The sequence below is a fragment of the Cronobacter dublinensis subsp. dublinensis LMG 23823 genome (assembly GCF_001277235.1).
Lineage (GTDB): Bacteria > Pseudomonadota > Gammaproteobacteria > Enterobacterales > Enterobacteriaceae > Cronobacter > Cronobacter dublinensis.
Genome location: NZ_CP012266.1, coordinates 1,137,667 through 1,164,043 on the forward strand (window position 1 = coordinate 1,137,667; position 26,377 = coordinate 1,164,043).

Here is a 26,377-nt window from a genome sequence, read left to right on the forward strand (position 1 = left end):
ATTTTTGTTTTGTTATTTCTTTAATGATTTTAAGAATTGTGCCGGGGCAACTCATCTCTCTTTGGGAGTATTTTGTGAGTGTCCATTTTCTGGCAGGTGAAACACCTGTCTTTTAATTTTTTTAGTATCCACTGTCCGCTTTTTAAATTATTCGTGAAAGCATGCCTGTGAATTATTCGCAGGCAGAGGAGGGATGTATTTTGCATTCATTAATCACCACAAAATGGCTCCCCGTTATTTACCGCGACGGCACCCGCGGGAAAATCGCGCCGCTGGATCTGGCCGATGACAATATTCTGGATCTGGTTTTACCCCGCCCGGATTTTCAGGGCGCCGCCTGGCAGTTTTTGCTCGGCGTGCTGCAAACGGCGCTTGCCCCGAAAGACGCTGAAAGCTGGGAGGATATCTGGGAGGCGGGCTTAACCGCCGCGATGATTCGCCAGGCCCTTGAACCGCTTGCGCCGCTGTTTGAGTTCGGGCCCGACACGCCCTCATTCATGCAGGATTTCGAGCCGCTGGAGGGTGAAAGCGTGCCACTGGCGCAGCTGTTGCCGGAAACGCCGGGCGCCCAGACGTTAAAGCTCAATAAAGACCATTTTATTAAGCGCGGCATGACCGAGAAATTCTGCCCGCACTGCGCCGCGCTGGCGCTCTTTTCCCTGCAGTTAAACGCGCCATCAGGCGGTAAAGGCTACCGCACAGGGCTGCGCGGCGGCGGGCCGATGACTACTTTGCTGGAACTTCACCGCTATAACAGCGAGGCTCCGTCGCTGTGGCGCAGGCTATGGCTCAACGTGATGCCGCAGCGTGAAAGCCGCTTGCCCCGGCCTGCGAATTATGACGCCCGTATCTTCCCGTGGCTTGCGCCAACCCGTACCAGCGAAAAAGCTATCGTAACGCCGGAGCAGGTCGACGGGCTCCAGGCGTACTGGGGCATGCCGCGCCGTATCCGTATCGATTTCTCTGCAACGCAGCCGGGCCATTGCGACCTTTGCGGCGAGCCGGGCGAGGCGCTGTTAACGTCGATGACGGTAAAAAACTACGGCGTTAACTATGTCGGCTGGATGCACCCGCTCACGCCGCATCGCATTCCCAAAAAAGAGGGCGGCGAGATGTTCTCCGTTAAAGGTCAGCCGGGCGGCCTGCTCTGGCGTGACTGGCTGGGGCTGATGATGGAGAGCGAAAGCGACAACAACCGGGAGCAGCCCGCCAGCGTGGTGAAAATTCGCCAGCAGCAACGGCTCGATAACGCGGAAACCGGCTTGTGGTGCTTTGGTTACGATTTCGACAACATGAAGGCCCGCTGCTGGTATGAGCACCATCTGCCCTTTCTGCAAATCCCTGAACCACGACAGCCGTTTGTCCGCCAGACCCTGAGCGACGCCGCGCGTGTCGCCACGCTGATGCTCAGTAAATTACGCAGCGCGCTAAAAGAGGCGTGGTATGGCGAAGGCGCGACCGCGCGCGGCGATTTTAGCTTTATCGATATCGACTTCTGGCAGCAGACGCAGCCGCGGTTTCTGGCGCTGGTCGAGGCGGTGAAAACCGATGAATCCGGCGATAACCGCGCCCTGCTCAGCGCCTGGAACAGCGATATCTGGCGCTATACCCGTAGCTACTTCGATGAACGCGCCCTGACCAACCCACAGGAGCGCACGGAATTCTCAGACATCATGAAAGCCCGCAAAAAGTTTTTCACGCAGACGAAAGCGAAGCCTGCGGCGAAAGGCGCGCGGGCGAAAAAAACGCAGGAGGCAAATTAAGTGAGCATGTTATCGCAGGCGCACCGCGAATCGCTGCTGAAGTGGCATTCGCTCATCAATGAACAGCAGGGACGACGGTTGCGCGCCAGCTTGCGGCGCAGTCATACGCTTTCTGACGTCTGGCTCAGTGAAGGGTTTCGGGTGCTGACCGCGCGTGTCCCGTCACTCTGGAACGTTCCGGGACGGGAGTGGCGCTTCTACGCGCTCGGCATCGTCGCGGGGCTGGCCGCCCACGTCAAAAGCATCGAGACGCGCCACTCTTTTGCCGCGCAGCTCGGGCAAATCAGTGGCAACAATCCGGTGATGTCTGAACTGCGCTTTCGGCGGCTGAACCAGGCGCACTCGCAGGAAGAGCTTTTCCGCCAGCTGCGCCGCGCGGTGCAGTTGCTCGGCGGCACGGTCAATCTACCGGATCTCGCGGAAGGCGTATTTCGCTGGTGCGCGGAAGAAGACGAACGCGAGCGCCACGCGGCACAAAAGCGTACCCCGACCGAATACATTCGCGTGCGCTGGGCGCTCGACTATTACATGGCGGGCACGGCGTCAGATACGCCGGATGCCGTCACTAACGACTTACCGGCCGAAACGGCCACCACTCAGGAATAAGGAACATTCGCGATGACCACATTTATTCAGCTTCATCTCTTAACTGCTTACCCTGCCGCCAACCTGAACCGCGACGACACCGGCGCGCCGAAAACCGTCACCATTGGCGGCGCATCGCGGCTGCGCATCTCCTCGCAAAGCCTTAAGCGCGCCTGGCGTACCTCCGCGCTCTTTGAGGAGGCGCTCAGCGGCCATATCGGCACCCGCACCGCGCGTATTGGTCGCGAGGCGGCGGAAATCATGCTGGAAGGCGGCGTAGGGGCAACCAAAGCCGTTGAGTGGGGCGGCGCTATTGCCGGTTGCTTCGGTAAAGTGAAAAGTGAAAAAGATAAGAACAGGCTGGCGAAAGATCCGCTCATCAACACGGAAACCGAGCAGCTCGCCCATGTCAGCCCGACGGAAAGAGAGGCCGTGCAGGCGCTGGCCCGCACGCTGGCGACAGAGAACCGCGGCCCGTTACCAGAGGAGCTTTCTTTCCTGCGCAAAGACGCAATGGCCGTCGATATTGCGCTGTTTGGCCGCATGCTCGCCTCATCGCCTGAGCACAATATCGAGGCGGCGTGTCAGGTCGCCCATGCGTTCGGCGTTAGCGAGTCTCTGCTGGAAGACGATTTCTTCACGGCCGTTGACGATCTGCGCCAGGCATCAGCGGAAGAGGCCGGGGCGGGGCATATCGGCGAGCTCGGTTTCGGCTCGGCGCTGTTTTACACCTATCTGTGTATCGACCGCGATCGCCTGCTGGAAAACCTTAACGGCGACGAACGGCTGCTCGCGAAAACGCTGCGCGCGCTCGGCGAATGCACGATGAAAATCTCACCCACCGGCAAACAGAACAGCTTCGCCTCCCGCGCTTACGCCAGTTGGGCGCTCGCGGAAAAAAGCACCGAACAGCCGCGTTCGCTGGCCGCCGCATTCTGGGAACCGGTCACCGGGACTGACCAGCTGGAAGAGGCCGTGCGCCGCATTACTACGCTTCGCGACAACATGAATAACGTCTACGGCGGGCAGCAGACCCCGTGCGCTGTTCTGCATGGCGTGAAAGGCGAAGGCTCCGTCGCGCAACTGCTGGATTTCATCAGCGCATAAGGGGCGATCATGAACCGCTATCTTATTTTCCAGCTCCAGGGGGCGATGGCGTCCTGGGGGGAGATCGCCGTCGGCGAAGTGCGCCATTCGCGCGCGCTACCGGGGCGATCGGCGCTGCTGGGCCTGCTTGCCGCCGCACTCGGCATCCGACGCGATGACGACGCGGCGCTCAACGCGCTCAATCAGCACTATCAATTTATTGTCTGCGCCGGGGATGGCGCCGCCTGGGCGCGGGATTACCACACGGTCCAGGTCCCGCACGAAGCCCGCAAGGTGCGCTACTTCACCCGTAAAGACGAGTTGCGCGACAAGCTTATGCTCGAAACCACGCTTTCCCGTCGCGATTACTACGCCGACGGCTACTGGCTGGTGGCGGTAGCGGCAACGCCGGGCGCGCCTTATACGCTGGAGGCATTGCAGGCGGCGTTACTGACGCCTGTGTTTCCGCTCTACCTCGGTCGCAAAAGCCATCCGCTCGGACTGCCGCTCTGGCCACAGCTGCATGACGGCGACGCGGCGACGGTACTGCGTGAGGCGCAGGCAGGCTACGGCGCCGCGCTAGGCGAGCTGTCGCCAGCGCTTAAACAGCTTGCACATTATTATCCGCATCTCTGGTGGGAGGGCGATCACGTCGGTCTTGAGGCTGATGAACTCCAGACCTGGCGCGATCAGCCGCTCAGCCGTCGGCGCTGGGATTTCGGCATCCGCACGGTAAAACAAGGACGACTGACGCCGGAGGCAACATGTATCTCTCAAAAATAACGCTTCCCACCGCCAGGCTGACCCCGCAACGGCTAATGGACATGATGGCGCGGGGCGAATATGTCATGCACCAGTGGTTGTGGGAGCTGTTCCCCGATGTGGCGCAGCGCCAGTATCTTTATCGTCGCGAGACGTTACAGACCGGCTTCTGCTTTTATCTGCTGTCAGCGAGCGCGCCGGTGCGCTCGCATCCGCTGTTTGAGGTGCAGACGCGCGCTTTCGCCTCAACGCCGCAGCCGGGCATGGCGTTACGCTTTACGCTTCGGGCAAACCCCGTCGTCACCCGCAACGGTAAGCGCCACGACGTGCTGATGAATGCGAAGCATGAGTGGAAGCGCAACGCCCAGACGGGTGAGCTGTGGACGCTCCAGGAGCAGGCAGCGCTTAGCTGGCTTGCCGCGCAGGGCGAAAAAAGCGGCTTTCAGCTCACGCAGGCTTCAGTGACCGCGTATCGTCAACAGCAGGTGGCGAAAGGGCGCGGCGCCCTGATCCAGTACAGCTGCGTGGACTATGACGGCACGCTCATCGTCACCGATCCGGCGCAGTTTATGGCGAGCATCGCGGCGGGCTTTGGTAAATGTCGCGCCTTCGGCTGTGGGCTGATGCTTATCAAACCGGACAATGGCGCATGAGTTTTGTCCCGTTAAACCCGATCCCGCTCAAAGATCGCACGTCGATGATCTTCCTTCAGTACGGCCATCTTGATGTTCTGGATGGCGCTTTCGTGCTGGTGGACAAAACCGGCGTGCGCACGCATGTGCCGGTAGGCGCTGTCGCCTGCATTATGCTGGAGCCGGGCACGCGGGTTTCTCATGCGGCTATCCGGCTCGCCGCCCAGGTCGGGACATTGCTGGTGTGGGTCGGCGAGGCGGGCGTGCGCCTGTACGCGTCCGGGCAGCCTGGCGGCGCGCGCGCTGACAAGCTGCTCTACCAGGCGAAGCTCGCGCTTGACGAGACGTTGCGCCTGAAAGTGGTTCGCAAAATGTATGCGTTGCGCTTTGGCGAGCCGCCGCCTGAGCGCCGTTCGGTCGAACAGCTGCGCGGGATTGAAGGGGCCAGAGTGCGCCAGACTTACGCCCTGCTTGCAAAGCGCTACGGCGTAAAGTGGCACGGGCGTAATTATGATCCGAAAGACTGGGAGAAGGGCGATATCGTCAATCAGTGCATCAGTGCCGCCACCTCCTGTTTATACGGCATCAGCGAGGCGGCGGTGCTGGCGGCAGGCTACGCGCCCGCGATTGGTTTTATTCACAGCGGCAAGCCGCTCTCGTTCGTTTACGACATCGCAGACATCATTAAATTTGATGCCGTCGTGCCTAAAGCGTTTGAGATTGCCGCACGTCACCCCGAGCAACCTGACCGCGATGTGCGTCTGGCGTGCCGGGATATTTTTCGTAGCGAAAAGCTGACCGGCAAGCTGATTCCGCTTATTGAAGAGGTGCTGGCGGCCGGCGACATCGAACCGCCGCAGCCCGCGGCGGATATGCTGCCGCCTGCTATTCCACTGGCGGATTCGCTGGCTGAAGCGGGCTTCAGGAGCCGCTAATGAGCATGCTGATGGTTGTCACCGAAAACGTGCCGCCGAGACTGCGCGGGCGGCTCGCTATCTGGCTGCTTGAACTGCGCGCCGGGGTTTATGTCGGCGACGTCTCGAAGCGGGTACGTGAAATGATCTGGCATCAGATAACCGAGCTCGCGGAAGAGGGCAATGTCGCGATGGCCTGGGCTACGAATAATGAATCCGGCTTCGATTTCCAGACGTATGGCGTTAACCGACGTATTCCGGTGGATTTAGACGGCCTGCGCCTTGTCTCATTTTTACCCCTTCAGAATCAGTAGGTTAACTGCTCTTTAAAAATATGGAGATGTAATAAAAAAGTTGGTGGATTGTTGGGTGTGAAAAATTTCCATATAGAACAGTGATATAGTTTTAGAGTGTTCCCCGCGCGAGCGGGGATAAACCGGGATTACCAGTCATCCAGTTGTAAAACAGGCGGTGTTCCCCGCGCGAGCGGGGATAAACCGCGTTTGTATAGCGAGTTCGGATACCCGCTTGAGTGTTCCCCGCGCGAGCGGGGATAAACCGTGCGCATTTGTGTAAGCCAGGCTTTGCTGGATGTGTTCCCCGCGCGAGCGGGGATAAACCGATGGCTGGTTGATGCAAAGTCCAGCCATCATGGTGTTCCCCGCGCGAGCGGGGATAAACCGTGACCATATAACGGACCTTTGTCGGCATTACCGTGTTCCCCGCGCGAGCGGGGATAAACCGGTTGATAATGAGTCGTCAGAGAATACTTCTTCGTGTTCCCCGCGCGAGCGGGGATAAACCGTTACGTCGTGTTGTGCAGCAGTACCGAATTCGGTGTTCCCCGCGCGAGCGGGGATAAACCGGCGATAAATACCCTGGCTGTAACGCCAGGTGCGTGTTCCCCGCGCGAGCGGGGATAAACCGGATAAGCTCCCACGTCGCGAAAAGGCCCGGGGGTGTTCCCCGCGCGAGCGGGGATAAACCGAGTTCTATTCTGGAGGGCGCGGGCGTCGGGCAGTGTTCCCCGCGCGAGCGGGGATAAACCGGTGCGATTAGTGAACTTCCCTGAGCTTAGTGAGTGTTCCCCGCGCGAGCGGGGATAAACCGCACCACGTGAGTGGAGCCTTGACCGCCGTGAGGTGTTCCCCGCGCGAGCGGGGATAAACCGGACCCGCGCGCCGCTACCAGCTCAATCGTAGTGTGTTCCCCGCGCGAGCGGGGATAAACCGTATTCTTTCCCGCCAGCATCAAAATCGGCTTTGTGTTCCCCGCGCGAGCGGGGATAAACCGATGGAAGGACTCAAACCGTATACCCGACAGACGTGTTCCCCGCGCGAGCGGGGATAAACCGGTCTGTCCGCCAAATTTGGTGCCGTCAGGTAAGTGTTCCCCGCGCGAGCGGGGATAAACCGACAGATCACAAAAATAACGAGTACGGATTTGTGTGTTCCCCGCGCGAGCGGGGATAAACCGCGATTCATTGAGTTGAGCGGCACCCAAGACGGGTGTTCCCCGCGCGAGCACAACGTCACGGCGCTGGAGGCGGAGTGTTCCCCGCGCGAGCGGGGATAAACCGTCGATTCTCTCAACTCTCAGTTTGCAGCCAACGTGTTCCCCGCGCGAGCGGGGGATAAACCGGATCGTGTCGTAAAGGGTTAATTCCATATTTCGTGTTCCCCGCGTGAGCGGGAAGGAAACCTTTGGAATAATTCAAACGAAGGTTTAGATTCTTCGGGAACTAGAGTTGTGGTTATTTTTTATAAATATGATAAAACTTCTTAAAATAGCTAATTTTTATTTTAGTTAATGGCTTTTAAAGCTTTATTACAATGTTTTTTTCGAAAATCATATAGTATCCCCTGATCATTTTTTTAAAATTAAATTTTATATGGCATGGGGTAAATATGCGGCGATAAGACACGTGCGTGATCGTGCTTATAGCCAAAGTCATCATAAATGCGAACTCTTTGTTAAAGAGGCTATTATTGCGGGTGGAGTAAATATCTATCCCACACCCTCAGCAAAAGATATGGGCAAGGCGTTGATAAAACCAGGGTTTTATGAGGTTTATGGCGAGCCTGTTGCTGGTGATGTGGCGGTGATCCAGGCAATACCCGGCCATCCTGATGGCCATGCATGCATTTATGATGGGCAAATTTGGATAAGCGATTTTCGACAAAAAACGCTCTACCCCGCAGAGAGTTATCGAAAAGCACAACCAGCTTATAAACTATACAGGCATTACTGAGATGAATAAAAAAAACCTTTTACTGGCTATTCCAGCGTTATATTGTTTTTGCGTGTTTGCCGGGGATGACACTCCCGGGCAACAGCCGCAACAGGCCGCGCTCAAATTCAACCAGTGGTATATAAAACACTTCAACGATTCGGATGATAATCTGCTTAACAGTAAAGAAATCGAAATCTACGTGGCGAAAGAGACGCTGGAAACATTACGACACGCGAGAAATAACGACGATGAATTCTACGATGCTGACTTTTTTATAAAGGCGCAGGACATCATGCCTGACTGGCCATCCCATACGGTAGTGACAGGCGCAGAATACGATCCCGTTTGTACTCAGGTGTACGTCTCATTCGGCCAGCATCAGACGCATGGCGTGGTTGATTGCATGGTAAAAGAGTCTGGAAGATGGAAAATCCGGTCTGTTGCGCGGCAACCGCCCGAGCCAGCACTGCGCCAGCCATAAGCTCTCGGCACCTGCACAGCCCTCACCGCGCGTAATAGCGCTTTCCGTTATCGTACTCACCCCGCTTTATTAAGACTACAGAGGCATAACAGATGACGTTTTGCGCATTTTTTCATTCAAATCGCGCTGTTTTACGCTCCGCTTGCCATGATTGCGCAATAAACCAACATCCGGCGCGCGTTGGGTTGCAATCGCCAGGGGCAACAGACATAATGCGCCCTGCGCGTTTAACGACGCTCTCAATGGGGGCCCTGTTGGTTCTCCCGCAACGCTACTCTGTTTACCAGGTCAGGTCCGGAAGGAAGCAGCCAAGGCAGATGACGTGTGTGCCGGGATGTAGCTGGCAGGGCCCCCACCCATTTCAGGCGCTCGCCGCGACAACATGCTGCCGCTTCTCTCCTTCAGAGTATCCCTCACTGCCTTTTCACGGCTATGACGCAAAATATCTATTTCTGCGACACCGCTTTATTTATTTTATTTCGTCTTTTAAATTTCATTTAACTGTCATTGTACTGTCATCTTATTGTCATAATCACCTGTCGAATATCTCATTTTTGAAACGTCTTTTTATAAGAAAGAGCTTAGCGCTGGATCTTAATAATCAATTGAGGTATTAAATAGCCCTCATCTGAAAAGAAAGGAATTTTCTATGACTGCTGCGGTGCTTAACGTAAAAATTAATACCGACCTCAAAGAAAAGCTTCGTCAGTATGCTGAGCAGAACAGTGAAACGCTTAGCGCCGCCACCGAAAAGCTGCTGATCCAAGCGCTGGTGCTGGCTGATGAAGACGACGCAGTAAGCGGCGAAGAGATTGACAGCCAGCATACCGAAGAAGATATCTCCCCACTTTCTGTAAAAGAAATCAAAGCGCTACGTAAACTGCTGAAGAAGAAAAAATGAAAGACACCCCTACAGCTTCAACCTACCGGGAAGCGTGCGAGCTGCTGCGTTCAGGCTACGTAAAACATGTCCGTCTGGGCTGGGATGTCGGCAGCGATGAGTTTTTTCGCATTGCGTCAGACTGGTGCGATGCCGGCGCTAAAATTAAAAAAGAGGGTAATGAATTTATCATTTCCCTGAAAGGTTTCCCCGTCCCGCGCCAGCATTAATTCCTGCCTGTTAAATTCGTCATTAATATATCATCTTCGTGACACGGCGCTGTTACAAAGCGCCGTCATTATCTCCGGCATAATAAAACAATACGCCTCACCATCTCATATCATGTGCAGTCACGGATGACGGTAATTTATGGCGAGCCGGAAGGGTCGCCATCTGTTTTTTTCCTGCTTATTTCACTGCGCTGTTCTGCGCCCGTGCTTCAGACTTACCTTATTCACGCACATGACATCACCCGTGGCTCATACCAGCCCACGCGATGTTGTCGCGCGCGTCTCCATAAGCTGCTGCCAGAGCGGCTGCAACCGGCTGAACGCTTCTTCCAGACGTTCGGTCTCCAGCGTAAACGGCATACGCAGATAGCGCTCGAATGCGCCATCCACGCCGAACCGGTTGCCCGCGCCAAGATGAATGCCGAGCCCCTCGGCGCTGGCGGCAAAACGCGTCGCGAGCGGGCGTGGCAGCTCGACCCAGAAGGATAATCCGCCTTCAGGCCGCTGGCTCCGCCACTGCGGAAAATAGCGTTGCATGGCGTCGAGACAGGCGTCGCGACGCGCTTTTAACGCGGCACGGCGCGGCGGCAGGAAGCGCGGGGAATCTTCCATCAGCGTGGCGACGGCGAGTTGCTCCAGCAGCGGCGAACCGAGATCGAGCGTGTCGCGCATCTGAACCAGCGAGGCGATAGTGCGCGCGCTGGCGCGTATCCAGCCAAGCCGCAATCCGCCCCAGAAGCTTTTACCCGCCGACCCGAGCGTAATGACGTCATGCTCTGCGCCGAACGCGGCAAGCGGCGGCGGCGGGGCGTTTTCATACCAGAGGTCGACCATCGTCTCGTCCACCACCAGCGTTGTGCGGCTGGCGGCGGCAGCGGCGGCCACGCGCTCGCGCGTCGCGGCATCCATGCAGCAGCCGGTCGGATTGTGGTAATCGGGAATGAGATACGCAAGGCGCGGCGACGTCTGGGCAAACGTGGCCGCGAGGCCGTCCGGGTCCCACCCTTGCGCTGTCATCGACACCGGCACCGGGCGGCACGACGCGCCGCGAATGGCGGCGATGGCGAGCGGATAGGTGGGGTTATCGACCACCACCCGGTCGCCGGGGCCGGTCAGCAGCCGCAGCACAAGCGCGAACCCGCTCACCGCGCCGTTGACCAGCATTACCTGATCGGCGCTGGTGGGCAGGCCGCGAGCGCCGTAGCGGGCGGCGATAATCTCGCGCAGCCGCAGCAGTCCGTGCGGATCGTAGCCCGTATGACTAAGATAATCGGGGAGCTGCGCGACCGCGCGCTGGCAGGCTTCCAGCACCTCCGGCCCGGCGCTGAGCGCGGCGGTGGAGAGATCGAGCGCGCCGCCGCTGCCGGTGAGCGTCGGCACCGAGGCGCTGCCCGCCGGTAGGGCGATAGCGGAGCCCGCGCCGTGGCGGCTTATCAAAAAACCTTCATCACGCAGAAGCCCCAGCGCGCTGGCGATGGTGGTTCGGCTGACGCCAAGCGCGCCCGCGAGTTCGCGCTCGCCCGGCAGACGGCTGGCGAGCGGCAGCCGCCCGTCGAGGATAACCAGCCGCAGCGCCTGCGCCAGCTGACGATAAACCGGCAGGCGGGAATGCTCCTGCTGCCAGCGGCCAAGCAGGCGCAGCAGGGAGGCCGAGCCGGTGCGACGCGTATTCATAAGCAGTCCACTTTGTTGAAACTGGACCTTAATCTTAGGCCCGCTGGCTTTAAAGTAGTAGCCAATTTACTGGCGAGGATAAAAGTATGTGGCGTCGTTTACTTCAGCTGTATGTCGGGCTCGCGCTGTATGGCGTGTCGACCGCGATGTTTGTGCGGTCCAATCTCGGCACCGATCCGTGGAACGTGTTTCACCTGGGCCTGGCGCGGCTGCTGTCGCTGAATATTGGCGTGGTGATTATCGGCGTTGGCGTACTGGTGCTGCTGCTCTGGGTGCCGCTGCGCCAGAAGCCGGGGCTTGGCACTATCAGTAATGTCATCATGATAGGTCTTGCGGCGGATGCGGCGCTTGCCGTGCTGCCTGCGCCGTCGTCGCTCGCGGTACGCAGCGTGCTACTGGTGGCGGCCGTAGTGGTCAACGCGCTCGCAACGGGCATGTATATCGGCGCGGGCTTCGGCGCGGGCCCGCGCGACGGCCTGATGACCGGCATTAACGCTCGCACCGGCTGGTCGGTGCGCAGCGTGCGTACCGCGATTGAAGTGTCGGTGCTGCTGGCGGGCTGGGCGATGGGCGGCACGCTCGGCATCGGCACCGTGGTGTACGCGCTTACGATCGGGCCGCTTATTCAGCTCTGCCTGCCGTGGTTACAGGTGCGGCGCGTAAAGCCTGCAGCGCCGGGCGTCCCGGCGGTTGAGAAAGGTTAAGATCGTCTTTTGGCGGCGCTGCGGTATGCTGAACGTTTCCGCTTGCGAGGAACTGCGATGTCAAACATGGAATCACTGCGTGCGCTGCCCGCTATCCACTGGAGCAGCGAGGCGCTTGCCGCCATGCTGTGCCGCTGTTTTGACGGCTATCTGGTGCCGTTTCAGCTTGACGGCGCGGTCTTCGCACAGCGCTTCGGCGCAGAGAATGTCTGCCTGAACACGAGCCGCGTCTGGCTTGAGGGCGATAACGTGGTCGCGCTGGCGTTAATGGCCCGGCGCGGCTGGCACAGCCGCCTGGCCGCGTTCGCCATTCACCCGGCGTGGCGCGGTAAAGGCCTCGGTAAAATGCTGATGATGCAGCTGCTTGACGAGGCGCACGAGCGCGGCGACAGCAGCATGACGCTTGAGGTGATTGTCGGCAACGACGCGGGGCAGGGGTTGTATGAGCGGGTGGGGTTTGTCTGCGAAAAAACGCTGGTCGGCTTTCAGGCCCACAGCCCGGCGACGTTTGTCGATACCCAGGCGCTGACGCCGTGCGATCCGCTTAATGTGGCGCGCCGCATCGCGGCGCAGGCGGATGACCTGCCGTGGCTGGTCATGCCCGAAACCGCGCAGGCGCTGCCGGGAACCGGGTTTTCGCTGGACGGCCAGGCGTTCGCGATTGTCGCCACCTGCTATGCCCAGCCGCAGCTGCGCGCGCTGTGGGTAACGCCCGAAGCGCGGCGCGAAGGTCGCGCCCGGCAGCTGTTATCGCTGTTACATGAGCGCTTTCCGGGGCTGATGACGCCAGTAGCGATCGACCTGCGCCTGGCACCGCTTTTTGAGCAGAGCGGCTTTCGCATTCAGCCTGTGCGCCAGTACGAGATGCGCCACTCCCTTATCTGACGCCGTGGTCTTTACACCAGGCGATAAAGGCTTCTGCGGGCAGGGCTTTACTGTAGAGCCAGCCCTGCGCGTACTGCACGCCGTGCTCGCGCAGCCACTGGGCCTGGCTTTCGTTTTCCACGCCTTCGGCCACCATCTCAAGCTTCAGGGTTTTCGCCATTTCGATGATGTGCGGCGTGACGGTTTTGTACTCCAGCGCATCGACAAACGATTTGTCGATTTTCAGGATGTCGACGTTCAGATCTTCGAGATAGCTCAGGCTCGAGTAGCCGGTGCCGAAATCATCGATATAAATCGCATGGCCCGCCGCGCGCAGCCGCTCAATAACCGGGCCGCTTACGCTCGGGTCAGCAAAGCCGCGCTCGGTGATTTCCAGCGCCAGCTGTGACGGCGCAACGCCGTTCTCAGCCAGCGCCTCGCTGAACATATCGACAAACTGCGGCTCATGCAGGTCGAAGGCCGAAATATTAATCGAGATGTGCTGCTGCGGGTGCGTGCGCAGCCAGTCGCCGAGATCGTGCAGGACGTTATGCACCAGCTGACGCGTTAGCGGCCCGATAAGCCCGGTCTGTTCGGCGAGAGGAATGAAAATGTCCGGCGTCAGCATACTGCCGTCCGGCTGCGGCCAGCGGATCAGCGCCTCGGCGCCGGTGGGTTTACCATCCGCCAGGCGAATAATCGGCTGATAATGCACCACCAGTTCATTGTTTTTAATCCCGTCCTGCAAGCGGTAGCGCGGCGACTGTAACCGTCTTAACAGGCGCAGCAGGCAAAACGCTGCGGCAAGGCTGATTAAAATCCCCGCCGGCAGCCAGATGAGCTGGAGCTTGCGGATTTCCGCCGTCTGGGGCGCCAGTGACGCCCAGGCGACGACCGCCGCCCCGGAGCGCGGCATACGTCGTATCAGATAAATATTGCCCCGGTACTCGATTTTATCAGCCCCGCTTTCGCGTGCTTTACGCCAGACGGTCATATCAAACGGGGCGCTGCTGGCGAGGATCCGGTTGCGCTTCAATCCGATTATCGTGGTGTTGATAGGCCAGGCGCTGAACGGGATCAGATCGATAAACGAGCTGGGATCGAGCAGGACGATATGCGAGGCGTGTCCGACCATGATCATCGGCGTCGGCAGCCCGATATCGTTTTGCGTGCTGAACCAGATGGGGTAGTTGGATTCGTTGACCCACGTCGGCGGCGGCAGAGGTTTTGAAGTACTGCGGCCCACCAGTGACGAGCAGAGCGGCGTCATTCCCTGCAAATAGACCACTTCCTGAACGTGGCGGAAAACGAATGACGTGCGTCGCATCGCCTGCAAATGCGCCTCGCTGCACGGCTCGCCGTGGAAGCGATTGATCTGCGTCAGCGCCGCTTTTGCCTGCTGCATAATGTTGTCGGTGCGGGTCAGCGTGCGTTCCGTGTAAGCGTTCAGCTCCACCATAAAATGCTCTTCGGCCTGATGGCGGGCGAGCCAGAGACTGAAAGCGACGGGCAGCAAAACGCTGAGTAACAGCACGGCTGTCACTATCTTTATCAGTCTTGCGATGGTCACGATGGTTGCCTGCCAGTAGATGAAGGAATGAGTGCCGGAGTCTCTTTAGCGTAGTGGGGGATGATCGCTTTTGCGACGGTGCGCTGCATTGATTTTGCTTAGGGTTATGGCAAAAAAAGGAAGGGGGGCGCAGCCGCGCAGGCTGCGCCAAAAAGCGCAAGGTCAGCGGCGATGCGCGAGGCGGCGCACCAGCCGGTCGCCGAGCGTCTGCACGCCCTGCACCAGCACCACCAGAATCACCACCGTCGCGGCCATCACTTCATTATTAAAGCGCTGGTAGCCGTAACGGATAGCGAGATCGCCAAGCCCACCACCGCCAATGACGCCCGCCATTGACGAGAAACCTATCAGCATCACCACGGTCAGCGTGATGCCCGCCAGCAGCGCGGGCAGCGCCTCCGGTAGTAGGGCTTTACTGATAACGTGCCACGCATTGCCACCCATCGCGATAATCGCTTCGGCGCGTCCTTTGTCGACTTCATCCAGCGCGTTTTCCACCACGCGGGCGAAGAAGGGAAACGCCCCGATGGTAATCGGCACGACGGCGGCGGTACTGCCGAGCGTGGTGCCGATAATCACGCGCGTCAGCGGGATCAGCGCAATCAGCAGCACGATAAACGGCAGCGACCGACCGACGTTTATCACGCCGCCCAGCAGTCCATTGAGCCGGGGCTGCGGGAGTACGCCGTCACGGCGGGTGACAAACAGCACCACGCCGACCGGCAGGCCGATAAGCACCGTAAAGAGCGCCGCCAGCCCTACCATATAGAGCGTCTCCAGCGTGCCCTGGGCCAGCAGCGGCCAGAGATCGTCAAAACTCATGCGACTTCGCACAGTATTCTGCCCTCCACGCCGTGACGATGTAAAAATGCCTGCCAGGCGGCGTTATCGCGCACCAGCGTCTGGCGCAGCACCGACCACGGCGCGGTCAGAAGATCCGCGAGCCTGCCGCTCTCCACCAGCCGTCCGTCCTCCAGCAGCGCGGCGTGATCGCAGATGGCTTTCACCACCTCCAGTTCGTGCGTGATAAGCACGATGGTCAGCCCGAGCTGGCGGTTGATGTCGGCCAGCAGCGCCAGGACAGACGCCGTGGTGTCGGGATCCAGCGCGCTGGTGGCTTCGTCGCACAACAGCACCTGCGGGCGCGCGGCCAGCGCGCGGGCGATGCCGACGCGCTGTTTTTGCCCGCCGGAAAGCCGCGAGGGAAACGCGTCCGCTTTATCGGCAAGCCCGACCAGCTCCAGCAATTCCGCGACACGCTCGCGGCGCGCAGAGCGGGGCACGCCGGTTATCTCCAGCGGCACCGCTACGTTGTCGGCCACCGTGCGGGCATGCAGCAGGTTAAAGTGCTGAAACACCATCGCGGTGCGCGCACGGTGCTGGCGCAGCGCGCGGTCGTCAAGGCGCGTGATATCCGCGCCATTCATCAGGATGCGGCCCGCCGTGGGCCGCTCCAGCAGATTCAGGCAGCGCAGCAGCGTACTTTTACCCGCGCCGCTGCGCCCGAGTATCCCGTATACCGCGCCCTGGGGAACCGTGAGCGAGACGTCGTCCAGCGCCGGGCGGCCCTCTCCGGCGTAAGTTTTGCTCAGCCCTTCCAGCGTTATCATGACTGCGGGACCGCGACCGGGATCACCGAGCCGTTATAGTGCTGGCGGATGAATTCCGCGACCTGCGGCGACTGCAGATCCTTCGCCAGTTCCTTAATGCGCGGGTCGTTTACCAGATTCGGGTTGGTCACCAGCAGATTGGCGTAAGGGTTATGGTCGGCGCTCTCAAGGCCGAGAGCGTCTTTAGCTGGCGTCAGCCCGGCTTCCAGCGCATAGTTACCGTTGATCACCGCCAGATCCACATCATCCAGCGAGCGCGGGATCTGCGGAGATTCGATTTCAAGGATCTTAAGTTTTTTCGGGTTATCCTGGATATCTTTCGGCGTGGCGAGGCTGCTCGCTGGATCGTTAAAGGCCGCTTTGAGCGTGATCAGCCCCTGCTTTTGCAGTAAAAACAGCGCGCGGCTGAGATTGGTGACGTTATTCGGCACCGCGACCGTCGCTCCCTCCGGCAGCGTTTTGAAATCCTTATATTTGTGCGAATAGATGCCGAGCGGCTCGACGTGTACTGTCGCCGCGACCGCGAACGTTTTGCCGAGCGCTTTTTCCTGATCCTTCAGATAGGGCAGATGCTGAAAATAGTTGGCGTCGACGTCGCCGTTCGCCAGCAGTTCATTGGCGTTTACGCCGCTCGTCAGCTCCACCACGTTCAGATCGAGCTTCGGATCGAGTTTTTTAATGTAGTTAAGGATTTCGGCGTGCGGCACCGGATCGGCGGCGATGCGCAGCGGTTCGGCGGCCTGTAAGCCCGTTGCTACCAGTAGCGCCAGCCCTGCCAGCGTCAGTGTGGCTTTATTCATGATCTTTTCCTTTGCAAGTGACGGTCAGGCAATGAGTTCGTGGCTGTCGCGCAGCACGTCGCGGTAGTAGCGCTCGGCGACATCAGGATGCGAGCGCAGGCGGCCTTTTAAATAGTTCCAGCCCACATCGCGCAGCAGCGGATTGCGCGGATCGCTTTGCGGGCCTTGCGCCTCGCGGGCAAGCCCCGGTGGGAGCGGGTAGACCGGCACCACGCCGTCGAGCCGCGCGCCCAGGAAGAACGCGATGGAGAGGCGCTCTTTATCGGCGGGCGGCGACACGACGCGATGCACCGTGGCGCGCAGGTAGCCGTTGGTGGCGAGCTCAAGCAGTTCGCCGATGTTGACCACAAAGCTGCCGGGCAGCGGGGCGGCGTCAATCCACTCATCGGGCGCCACTTCCACCTGCAGGCCTTGTTGCTGATCCTGCAACAGAAAGCTCAGGAAGCCGGAATCTTTATGCGCGCCCACGCCCTGAGCGCTTTGCGTATGCTGCTGGCCGGGGTAGCGGATGAGCTTGATATGTTCGTTGGGCTGCTCGCCGTAGAGCGTGTCGAAGGCGTCGGGCGCGAGATGCAGGGCTTCTGCGAACGCGCGCAGCAGCCGCAGCGCCATCTGCGCCATGTCGCGCTGAAAGCGCAGCAGGGTGGGTTTAAGCGTCGGCTGGGCCGCGGGCCAGAGATTCGGCCCCTGCAGGCGACGCCACGACGGGGCGTTCGCGGATAGCGTGAGCGCCGGGCGCTCGGCCCCGATATCAAACTGTTCGCGCCAGTCCGGTTGGCCGCGCGTCAGCTCTGCCGCGGCGCGGTTATAACCCCGAAAGTGCGGCGAATGGATCATCGCGACCCGCGCTTTTTCCTCTTCCGGCAGGGCGAAGAACCGGCGCGCCTCAGACTGGACATCTTCCAGCAGGCGGGTATCGACGCCGTGATTGACGATATAGAAAAAACCGATGTCGCGGGCGGCGTAGCGCAGGTGGTCCAGAAACGCGGCGCGATCGGCCGGGTTTTGGTTAAGCCTGGCGAGGTCCAGTATGGGCAGGGTAGGGGGTAAAGCTGTGCTCATGGGGCGCTCCGTTAGCAAAAGAAAATAACAGTCGGTTATCAGCAAACAGGCAGGCACAACAACAACGCAGACGCATGGGGATCTCCTTAGGTTGGCTCTATGACGTCACGGTGCCTGAAAAGCGCCTGCGCGCCCAATATCGTTCTTTTCTGATTTATAACGGCGGGGGGTGAAATGGATTTTCGCGTGGCGCATAAGTAATTATTTCAAAATGTTTCCGGAAAATCGGGATTTGTTTTATCCGTCAATGGGTTAAATTTTTGTTAATTTTTTAACATGTATTCGACGTTCAAGTTTGCCGCTGCGCTGCCGTTGTCCTGAGAAATGCCCTCTGATCCTTCTTAGGAAAATAACAATGCTAAAAACAACGCAAGCCAGATTTATTTTTTTACTCTGTCTCTTTCTTGCCGCGCTCAGCGGCATTACCGCGCTGGTGATCCACTTTTTTGTCACCCCGGAAATTAAGCGCACTGAGACGCGTCTTATTCGTTATGAAGTGGATACCGTGGCGTTCAGCATCGTCGAGCAGATGAACCGCGTGCAGGCGCAAATGCGCAGCGTGACGCAGAGCGTGGCGAACATGCAGAGCGATGATATCGACCGTCTGCTGCCGGCGCTGGTGGATCAGTATCAGGATGTTAACGTGTTTGGCGGGGGCATCTGGCCGCTGCCGGAAAAACGCGAGGCGGGGCGCAATAAATTCAGCACCTTCTTTGCCCGTAACGCCAGTAACCAGCTGGAAGTGAACACGTACTGGAACTCTGACGCGGCGCCGAACTACTACGAGCAGGTCTGGTATAAAGCCGGACTGAACGCGCCCGCCAGCCAGTGCGCCTGGGCGAACGCGTATCAGGATGACGCCAGCCCGCAGCCGCGCACCAACTGTGCGATGGTCATCACGAAAGACGGCCAGCCGTGGGGGGTGGCGACCATCGACGTGACGCTGGGCTTCTTTAACCAGCTGGCGAAGCAGATGAACGACGCTATCTCCGGGCGCGTGCTGATCGTCGAAGCGGACGGCAAAATCGTCGGCGACGCAAGCCAGGTCGGGAAAACCGCCAGCCTGAAAAAGCTTGCCGATCTCGGCGGCGACCCGATGGCGCAGACGGTGCAAAACGCGCTGTCGCGCTTTCGCGCGGGCGAGAAAACCGAGCAGGAGTATGACCAGGATGGCGAATCGCATACCGTGATGTTGCAGTCCATCAAAGGCAGCCCGTGGATTATCGCGGTCGATCTGCCGACCGCGCTGCTGACGGCGCAGACCAATACCATTCTGGCGCGCCTGAGCATGGTGCAGATCCCGATGATGCTGCTGCTGCTGGGCGTGCTGGTGCTGTTTATTCGCTCGCTGATGGGCAAACTCGCCGATCTTAACCGTAACATTAGTCGTCTTTCCGCCGGCGGTGCGGATCTTACGCAGCGCCTTGAGCCGACCAGCAGCCCGGAATTCAACGCGATTATCGACAGTTTCAACGGCGTTATCGACTATCTGCAAACCATGCTGCGCCAGGTGAGCGATAGCGCACGCGCGCTCTCGTCGGCCTCGCAGCAGATCTCAGGCGGCAACCAGGATCTCTCGGCGCGTACCGAAGATCAGGCAAGCTCTATTGAAGAGACGGCGGCCTCGATGGAACAGCTGACCAGCACGGTGCGTCAGAACGCTGATAACGCTGCGCATGCCAACGAGCTGGCGCACCAGGCTTCGCAGGTCGCGGAGCGGGGCGGTAATGTGGTGCGCGACGTCGTGAGCACCATGAACGCCATCCAGAGTTCGTCCGGCAAGGTCGTGGATATTATCGCGGTGATCGACAGCATCGCCTTCCAGACGAACATTCTGGCGCTGAACGCCGCGGTGGAAGCGGCGCGTGCGGGCGAGCAGGGGCGCGGTTTCGCGGTGGTCGCCTCCGAGGTACGCAGCCTCGCGCAGCGCTCCGCGCAGTCGGCGCGTGAAATCAAACAGCTTATCGAAAACTCTGCCAGCAATATCGACGTCGGCACGAAGCTTGTGAATGAAGCGGGGGCGACGATGGATGAGCTGCTGAACGGCGTGCGCAACGTGACGACGCTGATGGGCGAGATAATGTCCTCCAGCCGCGAGCAGAGCGCGGGCATCTCGCAGGTGAACCTGGCGATTAACCAGCTCGACAGCGCGACGCAGCAGAACGCGGCGCTGGTGCAGGAAGTGTCGGCGGCGTCTCACTCGATGAGCGAGCAGACGCAGCAGCTTGACCGCGTGGTGGCAGGCTTCCGCCTGTAAGTTAACGCTCACCGCTGAAAAGCCGGCGCTGATGCGCCGGCTTTTTTATCGCTTACCCGCACCCTTTACCCGACCACTTGCAATTTCATCCCGGCCGCTTTACGATATTGTTACGTTATAACATATCTCAAAGGGCGAATGATGAAACCAGCAATCCACCCCCATTACCGCACCGTGGTCTTCCACGACACCAGCGCCAACGAATATTTCAAAGTAGGCTCGACCATTAAAACCGAGCGCGAAATCGAGCTCGACGGCGAGACGTTTCCGTACGTGACGATTGATGTGTCGTCGGCCTCGCACCCGTACTACACCGGGCGCCAGAAGACCATCACCACCGAGGGCAGCGCCGCACGCTTCCAGCAGCGCTTTGGCCGTTTCTTTAACGATAAAAAGGCGTAAACCATGCAGGTGCTCAATTCACTGCGCAGCGCGAAAGCGCGCCATCCTGACTGTCAGATAGTCAGACGCAAAGGCCGGTTATATGTGATTTGCAAATCCAATCCGCGCTTTAAAGCGGTGCAGGGCAGGAAGAAAAGAAGATAAACAAACGCCCTCATAAGAGGGCGTTTGTTTTAGTGCGCCTGTGACGCTGTGGCGGTCTTCACGGGCGTTGTGGCGCTACCCGCGTGTTTATCGAGCGAGTAGATGTCATAGAACGAGAGCGTTTTTTTGCGGGCCAGCATTTTCGCAAGCTGCGCTTTTTGCTCTGGGGTGATGCGCGGCGAGGTCTGGATCTCGCTCACCAGGCTCTCCGGCACGTCGCGGGTGTTATACCACTCGCCGTTGTAGCACACGCGCAGGTCGAGAACGTCGATATCTTCGTAGTGATAGCGTGGGTTGACGTCGAAAAAGAAAAAGCCGTTCAGTAGCGCGAACAGCACCACCAGCAGCCAGACCGAGCCTGCCAGCGTTTCCGACTGGAGCATCACCGCAAGCGTCGCAAACCACCCCAGGTACATGGCGATAAACAGCCCCGGATGCTTGCGGATAAAGCTGATGCTAAAGCGCGGACGGTTGTCGCGCTTCTCTTCTTTGTTGAGTCGGTCAATGGTGGCCGTCAGCAGTCGCTGGATTTCAGTCATGCAAAACCTTCAGAATCTGTGTCGCGCGTGCGCGGGAAAGGGCATTTTAGAAGGCCGCCGCGCGCGAAAAAAGTAACAGACGGCCAACAAAAAACCATAACAGTTAACCGCAGCGGCGCTCAAAGGCGGCGAACAACGCGCGCCGGATTACCGACCACGACGCAGTTGGCTTCCACCGACTGCGTCACCACGGCGCCGGAGCCGACGACGACGTTGTCGCCAAGCGTGACGCCGGGATTGATAATGGCGCGCCCGCCAATCCAGACATTATTGCCGATGGTGACCGGCTTCGCGAACTCCAGCCCGCTGTTGCGCTCGGTCGGGTCCAGCGGATGCGTGGCGGTATAAATATGCACGCCGGGTGCCAGCATACAGTTATCACCGATCCGCACCGGGCAGACGTCGAGGATCACGCAGTCGAAATTGGCGTAGAAGTTCTCGCCGAGATAAATGTTGTAACCGTAATCGCAGCGGAACGTGGGCTCAATGTACGCATTTCCCGCCGCGCCTAACAGCGTTTCCAGGATCTCCTGGCGGCGCGCTTTCGCATCCGGCGCGCTGTGATTGTATTCATGCAGCAGATGTCTGGCGCGCAGACGATCCTCACGCAGCTGTGGGTCGCTCGGGCAATACAGCTCGCCCGCAATCATTTTGCGTTTCTCTTCGCTCATGGCGTATATCACTCCGTTAACAGTAAGACCTGATACTAGCCACTAAATGCGCGACTGACCATTCACTGCATTTCAGAGGGGGAGGGCGACAAAAGGAGAGGGGAAGGGGCCATGCTAACGGAGGACTTATTCGGTGTGGCACGCACAACCCGAATCGCTCGACACTAACATGGCGCCAGCATCATCAGTGATGATATTCACGTACAAAATAACGGGAGATTAACGAACAAATTTCCACACGGACGTTGGGATTTTATCGTAAAGCTTATTCATGGTCAGTTCAGCCAGACGATGATCCGCTGCTGAATAAAATACCGCCAGTTCGTTGTCGGGCAATTCATATTTATTTTTTTCAATCACACGCTCAAGCGTATCAATTGTCTGACAGCGTCGCAGTCGCATTAAATAATCGGTTTTGGTTAATGGTTTGGTCGTCATAATACACCTAAGTGATTGTTCTATTTTTAAAAAGACAAGCTCACAGGATTCTCCCGGCTGGCGTTTACGAAACACCGGAAAAGTCTGTTTCCGGACTTGCGCCATTTTTGCAAATCTTGCGCATTGATACCGTAATTGCTGAAAAGCATAAAGGTATCGTCCAGATATTCATCCAATTGTTCAATGAGAGCGGCATCCTCTTCATGCTTAATTTTATAATTAAGCGCGAAGCTGGCAATGTGCTCAATCAGATCGTTCAGTTGCAGGTTAACGGCGGATGTGGGGTCGTTAACCCAGCCATGCTGGTTTTCGCCGAGCGTGGCGAGGCAATCATGATACAGGCTTTCACACAGAAATTTAAGCTGCGCCATATCATGCCGTTTTGGTGAGTATTCGTCCATAACGTATCCCCTTTTTAGCGAAAATTTTTAGTCAACAGCACCGCAGGGGCAGATACACAACGCTACCAGGAGGTTTTACGCTCCCTTTTTAATCTACTTTTACTATAAAACACCCTGGGGATTTTTTCCTGGCACGATTACGAAAAATTACATTTCCGCTTTTAATCGCGCATCGACGCCGACACTTTTACGCGAGTCAATAAAGGCAAAGAACGTTGAGGCATTGAGAAAGAAAACTTAACCTTTAAGGCTTAGATTTACCTTAGTTTAAAACTTTTATTTATTCGCGCCTGAAGAATATTCTGTAATAAAGTCTTTTTCTGCATCGGATTAATCCCAATAAAATTATTTTAATGAAAAAAAACGGCGCACAGGGGCGAGGTGATGGTTTTTTGCACGGTGTTTTAAAAAGCGGAAGGGCGACAGGCCAGACGGTCTGCGTCAGAGAAAACCGGAGAAAGCCGGACAAAAAAGAAAGGCCGCATCAGCGGCCTTTTTTATACACGTTGCTTTACCGATTAATGGTGCTCAACCGGATGGTTGTGCTCGATATCTTCACTCTTGCGGCTGAAGCGGCGGCGGACCACCACGAAGAACACCGGCACGAAGAAGATAGCCAGGATAGTCGCGGTCACCATCCCGCCCATGACGCCAGTACCTACCGCGTTCTGCGCGCCGGAGCCCGCGCCGGAGCTGATAACCAGCGGCATAACGCCGAGGATAAACGCCAGCGACGTCATCAGGATAGGACGCAGACGCATACGTACGGCTTCCAGCGTCGCCTCAATAAGCCCTTTGCCTTCTTTCTCCATCAGATCTTTGGCGAATTCCACAATCAATATGGCGTTCTTCGCCGACAGGCCGATGGTGGTCAACAGGCCCACCTGGAAGTAAACGTCGTTGTTAAGGCCGCGCAGCGATGCCGCCAGCAGCGCGCCGATAACCCCGAGCGGCACCACCAGCATAACCGAGAACGGAATCGACCAGCTCTCATAGAGCGCCGCCAGACACAGGAACACCACGATAAGCGAAATAGCGTACAGCGCAGGCGCCTGGTTGCCCGACAGACGTTCCTGATAGGACATACCGGTCCAGTCATAGCCAATACCGGTCGGCAGCTTGCTGGCAATCTCTTCCATCATCGCCATCGCTTCACCGGTACTCTTACCTTCCACCGCCTGGCCCTGGATCTGCATGGACGGCAGACCGTTATAACGCTCCAGACGCGGCGAACCGTATTCCCAGTGGGAGGTCGAGAAGGCGGAGAACGGCACCATCTGCCCGTTTGAGCCACGCACGTACCAGTTGTTGATATCGCCCGGCAGCATACGGTACTGCGCCTGTGACATCACATACACCTTCTTCACGCGACCACGGTCGATGAAGTCGTTGACGTAGCTGCCGCCCCACGCGGAGGCAAGCGTGGTGTTGATATCGCTCAGCGAGACGCCCAGCGCCTGCGCTTTTTCCTGGTCGATATCCATTTTGAACTGCGGCGTATCTTCCAGACCGTTCGGGCGCACCTGCGAGAGCAGATCCGGGTGTTTCGCCGCTTCGCCGAGCAGCTGGTTACGCGCCTGCGTCAGCTTCTCATGGCCAAGGTTACCCTGGTCGATAAGTTCGAAGTCGAAGCCGGTCGCCGTACCCAGTTCCACAATCGCCGGGAGGTTAAAGGCGAAGACCATCGCATCTTTAATCTGCGAGAAACGCCCCATCGCACGGCCGGTAATCGCAGGCACTTTGTTTTCCGCGCCCGGACGCTCATCCCAGTTTTTCAGCGAGACGAACGCCAGACCGGTGTTCTGACCGCGACCCGAGAAGCCAAAGCCGTTAACGGTAAAGACGGAGTTAACGTTGTCTTTCTCCTGGTTGAGGTAGTAATCCGTCACCTCATCAAGCACCTTCTGGGTACGCTCCTGGGTAGCGCCCGCCGGGAGCTGCGCCATCGTCAGGAACACGCCCTGGTCTTCTTCCGGCAGGAAGGAGCTCGGCAGGCGGATGAACAGGAACGCCATCGCCACGACGATCAGCAGATAGAGCAGCAGGTAACGACCGGTGCTGCGCAGGATGTTGCCTACGCTATCGGTGTAGTGGTGCGTGCTCTTGTCGAACATGCGGTTAAACCAGCCGAAGAAGCCTTTTTTGCCTTCGCCATGATCGCCTTTGGCGACGGGCTTAAGCATGGTGGCGCACAGCGCCGGCGTCAGGATCATCGCCACAATGACCGACAGCACCATCGCGGAAACGATAGTAATCGAGAACTGACGATAGATAGCGCCGGTCGAGCCGCCGAAGAAGGCCATTGGGATAAATACCGCCGAGAGCACCAGCGCGATACCGACCAGCGCGCCCTGAATCTGACCCATTGATTTACGGGTCGCTTCTTTGGGCGGCAGACCTTCTTCCACCATCACACGCTCGACGTTTTCCACCACGACGATGGCGTCATCCACCAGCAGGCCGATGGCGAGCACCATCCCGAACATGGTGAGCGTGTTTATCGAGTACCCAAACGCCGCCAGTATCGCAAACGTACCGAGCAGAACGACCGGTACGGCGATGGTTGGGATAAGCGTCGCGCGGAAGTTCTGGAGGAACAGGTACATCACCAGGAACACCAGCACGATAGCTTCAACCAGCGTTTTCACCACTTCGAAAATGGAGATTTTCACGAACGGCGTGGTGTCGTACGGGTAAACCACTTTCAGACCGGCCGGGAAGAACGGTTGCAGATCCGCAATGGTCTTGCGCACCGCTTCCGCGGTATCCAGCGCGTTCGCGCCGGTCGCGAGTTTGATACCGAGACCTGCCGCCGGCTGGCCGTTATAGCGGGCGATAACGTCGTAGTTTTCGCCGCCGAGCTCAACCTTCGCCACGTCTTTCAGGCGCACCTGCGAGCCGTCCTGGTTCACCTTCAGCAGAATTTTGCTGAACTCTTCGGCGGACGTTAAACGGGTCTGCGCGATGATAGAGGCGTTAAGCTGCTGGCCTTTAACTGGCGGAGTACCGCCAAGCTGGCCTGCCGCGACCTGGGCGTTCTGCGCTTTAATGGCGCTGATAACGTCGACCGGTGTCAGCTGGAAGTTATTCAGCTTGTTCGGGTCAAGCCAGATACGCATCGCGTACTGCGAACCGAAGAGCTGCACGTCGCCCACGCCGGCCGTACGGCTGACCGGGTCCTTAATGTTCGCGCCCGCGTAGTCGGCGATATCTTCCTGGGTCATCGAACCGTCAGTGTTGATAAGGCCCAACACCATCAGGAACGAGCTGGAGGATTTCTCGACGCTCACGCCCTGCTGCTGCACTTCCTGCGGCAGCAGCGGCATCGCGAGCTGCAGTTTGTTCTGCACCTGTACCTGCGCGATATCCGCGTCGGTGCCAGATTCGAACGTCAGGGTTATCTGCACGGTGCCCGAGGAGTCGCTGGTGGAGGACATGTACATCAGGCCATCGATACCGTTCATGTTCTGTTCGATAACCTGCGTCACGGTATCCTGCACCGTTTTCGCATCCGCGCCCGGGTAGGTCGCGTTAACCGTCACCGCTGGCGGCGCAATCGAAGGATATTGCGCCACGGGCAGTTTCATAATGGACAAGCCACCTGCCAGCATGATGATGATGGCGATCACCCACGCGAAGATGGGGCGATCGATAAAAAACTTAGCCATGTTTTAA

The 26,377-nt window shown here is 58.3% G+C and carries 27 protein-coding genes, 1 other RNA gene and 1 CRISPR repeat array; of the genes, 17 read left to right on the top strand and 11 right to left on the bottom strand.

Going from position 1 to position 26,377, the window contains the following annotated elements; genetic code table 11:
• Window positions 1–161 precede the first annotated feature (161 nt).
• The 12 genes from casA to AFK67_RS05250 all read left to right on the top strand — a co-directional run bounded on the left by casA (window position 162) and on the right by AFK67_RS05250 (window position 9,566).
• Window positions 162–1,763: a type I-E CRISPR-associated protein Cse1/CasA gene (casA, locus tag AFK67_RS05205; protein ID WP_050569281.1), complete on the top strand. Its 1,602-nt coding sequence runs from the start codon at window positions 162–164 to the stop codon at window positions 1,761–1,763.
• The gene (gene casB, locus AFK67_RS05210; RefSeq protein WP_032966249.1) at window positions 1,764–2,369 is read left to right on the top strand and encodes a type I-E CRISPR-associated protein Cse2/CasB; all 606 of its coding nucleotides are present in this window, start codon (window positions 1,764–1,766) and stop codon (window positions 2,367–2,369) included.
• A gap of 12 nt (window positions 2,370–2,381) precedes the next feature.
• On the top strand, window positions 2,382–3,455 hold the full coding sequence (gene cas7e / locus AFK67_RS05215; protein ID WP_007710391.1) for a type I-E CRISPR-associated protein Cas7/Cse4/CasC: 1,074 nt from the start codon (window positions 2,382–2,384) through the stop codon (window positions 3,453–3,455).
• A 9-nt stretch (window positions 3,456–3,464) separates the two neighbouring features.
• Window positions 3,465–4,217 (top strand): type I-E CRISPR-associated protein Cas5/CasD, encoded by a 753-nt coding sequence (gene cas5e, locus AFK67_RS05220; protein WP_007710389.1) that lies wholly within the window; start codon window positions 3,465–3,467, stop codon window positions 4,215–4,217.
• Window positions 4,199–4,849, top strand: coding sequence for a type I-E CRISPR-associated protein Cas6/Cse3/CasE (gene cas6e / locus AFK67_RS05225; RefSeq protein ID WP_007710387.1), 651 nt, complete (start codon window positions 4,199–4,201; stop codon window positions 4,847–4,849). Before cas5e ends, cas6e begins: the two co-directional genes overlap by 19 nt.
• The gene (gene cas1e, locus AFK67_RS05230) at window positions 4,846–5,763 is read left to right on the top strand and encodes a type I-E CRISPR-associated endonuclease Cas1e (protein ID WP_007710384.1); all 918 of its coding nucleotides are present in this window, start codon (window positions 4,846–4,848) and stop codon (window positions 5,761–5,763) included. Before cas6e ends, cas1e begins: the two co-directional genes overlap by 4 nt.
• Complete coding sequence (gene cas2e / locus AFK67_RS05235; protein ID WP_007710382.1) at window positions 5,763–6,056, top strand: type I-E CRISPR-associated endoribonuclease Cas2e; 294 nt, start codon at window positions 5,763–5,765, stop codon at window positions 6,054–6,056. Before cas1e ends, cas2e begins: the two co-directional genes overlap by 1 nt.
• 96 nt (window positions 6,057–6,152) lie before the next feature.
• A CRISPR array of direct repeats spans window positions 6,153–7,219; the repeat unit is 29 nt; unit sequence GTGTTCCCCGCGCGAGCGGGGATAAACCG.
• Between the two features lie 414 nt (window positions 7,220–7,633).
• A complete protein-coding gene (locus tag AFK67_RS21555; protein ID WP_071602753.1) occupies window positions 7,634–7,993 on the top strand; it encodes a hypothetical protein in 360 nt (119 codons plus the stop codon).
• A 1-nt stretch (window position 7,994) separates the two neighbouring features.
• On the top strand, window positions 7,995–8,456 hold the full coding sequence (locus AFK67_RS05240) for a DUF3828 domain-containing protein (RefSeq protein WP_007713776.1): 462 nt from the start codon (window positions 7,995–7,997) through the stop codon (window positions 8,454–8,456).
• Between the two features lie 252 nt (window positions 8,457–8,708).
• An RNA gene (ffs, locus tag AFK67_RS21560) (signal recognition particle sRNA small type) lies at window positions 8,709–8,805 on the top strand.
• Between the two features lie 300 nt (window positions 8,806–9,105).
• Window positions 9,106–9,357: a hypothetical protein gene (locus tag AFK67_RS05245; protein WP_007713774.1), complete on the top strand. Its 252-nt coding sequence runs from the start codon at window positions 9,106–9,108 to the stop codon at window positions 9,355–9,357.
• Window positions 9,354–9,566 carry a hypothetical protein gene (locus AFK67_RS05250; protein ID WP_007713772.1) on the top strand — a complete coding sequence of 71 codons (213 nt, stop codon included), beginning with the start codon at window positions 9,354–9,356 and terminating at the stop codon, window positions 9,564–9,566. Before AFK67_RS05245 ends, AFK67_RS05250 begins: the two co-directional genes overlap by 4 nt.
• A 249-nt stretch (window positions 9,567–9,815) precedes the next feature.
• On the opposite strand, the gene yczR is transcribed toward AFK67_RS05250, so the two are convergent.
• Complete coding sequence (gene yczR / locus AFK67_RS05255; protein WP_007713770.1) at window positions 9,816–11,240, bottom strand: MocR-like transcription factor YczR; 1,425 nt, start codon at window positions 11,238–11,240, stop codon at window positions 9,816–9,818.
• 86 nt (window positions 11,241–11,326) lie between these two features.
• On the opposite strand from yczR, the gene yczE reads away from it, so the two are divergent.
• Window positions 11,327–11,944 (top strand): membrane protein YczE, encoded by a 618-nt coding sequence (gene yczE, locus AFK67_RS22500; protein WP_007713769.1) that lies wholly within the window; start codon window positions 11,327–11,329, stop codon window positions 11,942–11,944.
• A 57-nt stretch (window positions 11,945–12,001) separates the two neighbouring features.
• Window positions 12,002–12,829 (top strand): GNAT family N-acetyltransferase, encoded by an 828-nt coding sequence (locus AFK67_RS05265; protein WP_007713767.1) that lies wholly within the window; start codon window positions 12,002–12,004, stop codon window positions 12,827–12,829.
• Here the strand turns inward: AFK67_RS05265 and AFK67_RS05270 are convergent.
• From AFK67_RS05270 to AFK67_RS05290, 5 genes are all read right to left on the bottom strand, one after another.
• Window positions 12,822–14,378: a cyclic di-3',5'-guanosine monophosphate phosphodiesterase PdeB gene (locus AFK67_RS05270; protein ID WP_007713765.1), complete on the bottom strand. Its 1,557-nt coding sequence runs from the start codon at window positions 14,376–14,378 to the stop codon at window positions 12,822–12,824. The two genes, AFK67_RS05265 and AFK67_RS05270, sit on opposite strands and share 8 nt — an antisense overlap.
• Window positions 14,379–14,540: 162 nt before the next feature.
• Window positions 14,541–15,200 (bottom strand): methionine ABC transporter permease, encoded by a 660-nt coding sequence (locus AFK67_RS05275; protein WP_007713763.1) that lies wholly within the window; start codon window positions 15,198–15,200, stop codon window positions 14,541–14,543.
• Window positions 15,197–15,988 (bottom strand): methionine ABC transporter ATP-binding protein, encoded by a 792-nt coding sequence (locus tag AFK67_RS05280; RefSeq protein ID WP_007713761.1) that lies wholly within the window; start codon window positions 15,986–15,988, stop codon window positions 15,197–15,199. Before AFK67_RS05280 ends, AFK67_RS05275 begins: the two co-directional genes overlap by 4 nt.
• Entirely contained in the window at window positions 15,985–16,788 is an 804-nt protein-coding gene (locus AFK67_RS05285; protein WP_007713758.1) for a MetQ/NlpA family ABC transporter substrate-binding protein, read from the bottom strand. The genes AFK67_RS05280 and AFK67_RS05285 overlap by 4 nt, the downstream gene beginning before the upstream one ends.
• A 24-nt stretch (window positions 16,789–16,812) precedes the next feature.
• Complete coding sequence (locus AFK67_RS05290) at window positions 16,813–17,850, bottom strand: isopenicillin N synthase family dioxygenase (RefSeq protein WP_007713757.1); 1,038 nt, start codon at window positions 17,848–17,850, stop codon at window positions 16,813–16,815.
• A gap of 355 nt (window positions 17,851–18,205) precedes the next feature.
• Here AFK67_RS05290 and AFK67_RS05295 point away from each other — a divergent pair, with 355 nt between their 5' ends.
• From AFK67_RS05295 to ykgO, 3 genes are all read left to right on the top strand, one after another.
• Window positions 18,206–20,107: a methyl-accepting chemotaxis protein gene (locus tag AFK67_RS05295; RefSeq protein WP_007713756.1), complete on the top strand. Its 1,902-nt coding sequence runs from the start codon at window positions 18,206–18,208 to the stop codon at window positions 20,105–20,107.
• Window positions 20,108–20,248: 141 nt separating this feature from the next.
• Complete coding sequence (locus tag AFK67_RS05300; protein ID WP_007713755.1) at window positions 20,249–20,509, top strand: type B 50S ribosomal protein L31; 261 nt, start codon at window positions 20,249–20,251, stop codon at window positions 20,507–20,509.
• 3 nt (window positions 20,510–20,512) lie between these two features.
• Window positions 20,513–20,653: a type B 50S ribosomal protein L36 gene (gene ykgO, locus AFK67_RS21575; protein ID WP_007713754.1), complete on the top strand. Its 141-nt coding sequence runs from the start codon at window positions 20,513–20,515 to the stop codon at window positions 20,651–20,653.
• Window positions 20,654–20,682: 29 nt separating this feature from the next.
• On the opposite strand, the gene AFK67_RS05305 is transcribed toward ykgO, so the two are convergent.
• From AFK67_RS05305 to acrB, 5 genes are all read right to left on the bottom strand, one after another.
• Window positions 20,683–21,192 (bottom strand): YlaC family protein, encoded by a 510-nt coding sequence (locus tag AFK67_RS05305; protein WP_007713753.1) that lies wholly within the window; start codon window positions 21,190–21,192, stop codon window positions 20,683–20,685.
• Window positions 21,193–21,311: 119 nt separating this feature from the next.
• Window positions 21,312–21,863: a maltose O-acetyltransferase gene (maa, locus tag AFK67_RS05310; RefSeq protein WP_038884059.1), complete on the bottom strand. Its 552-nt coding sequence runs from the start codon at window positions 21,861–21,863 to the stop codon at window positions 21,312–21,314.
• A gap of 219 nt (window positions 21,864–22,082) precedes the next feature.
• On the bottom strand, window positions 22,083–22,301 hold the full coding sequence (locus AFK67_RS05315) for a hemolysin expression-modulating protein Hha (RefSeq protein ID WP_007713751.1): 219 nt from the start codon (window positions 22,299–22,301) through the stop codon (window positions 22,083–22,085).
• Window positions 22,302–22,327: 26 nt separating this feature from the next.
• A complete protein-coding gene (gene tomB / locus AFK67_RS05320; RefSeq protein ID WP_007713750.1) occupies window positions 22,328–22,702 on the bottom strand; it encodes an Hha toxicity modulator TomB in 375 nt (124 codons plus the stop codon).
• A gap of 518 nt (window positions 22,703–23,220) precedes the next feature.
• Window positions 23,221–26,370 (bottom strand): multidrug efflux RND transporter permease subunit AcrB, encoded by a 3,150-nt coding sequence (acrB, locus tag AFK67_RS05325; RefSeq protein ID WP_007713749.1) that lies wholly within the window; start codon window positions 26,368–26,370, stop codon window positions 23,221–23,223.
• Window positions 26,371–26,377: the final 7 nt, after the last annotated feature.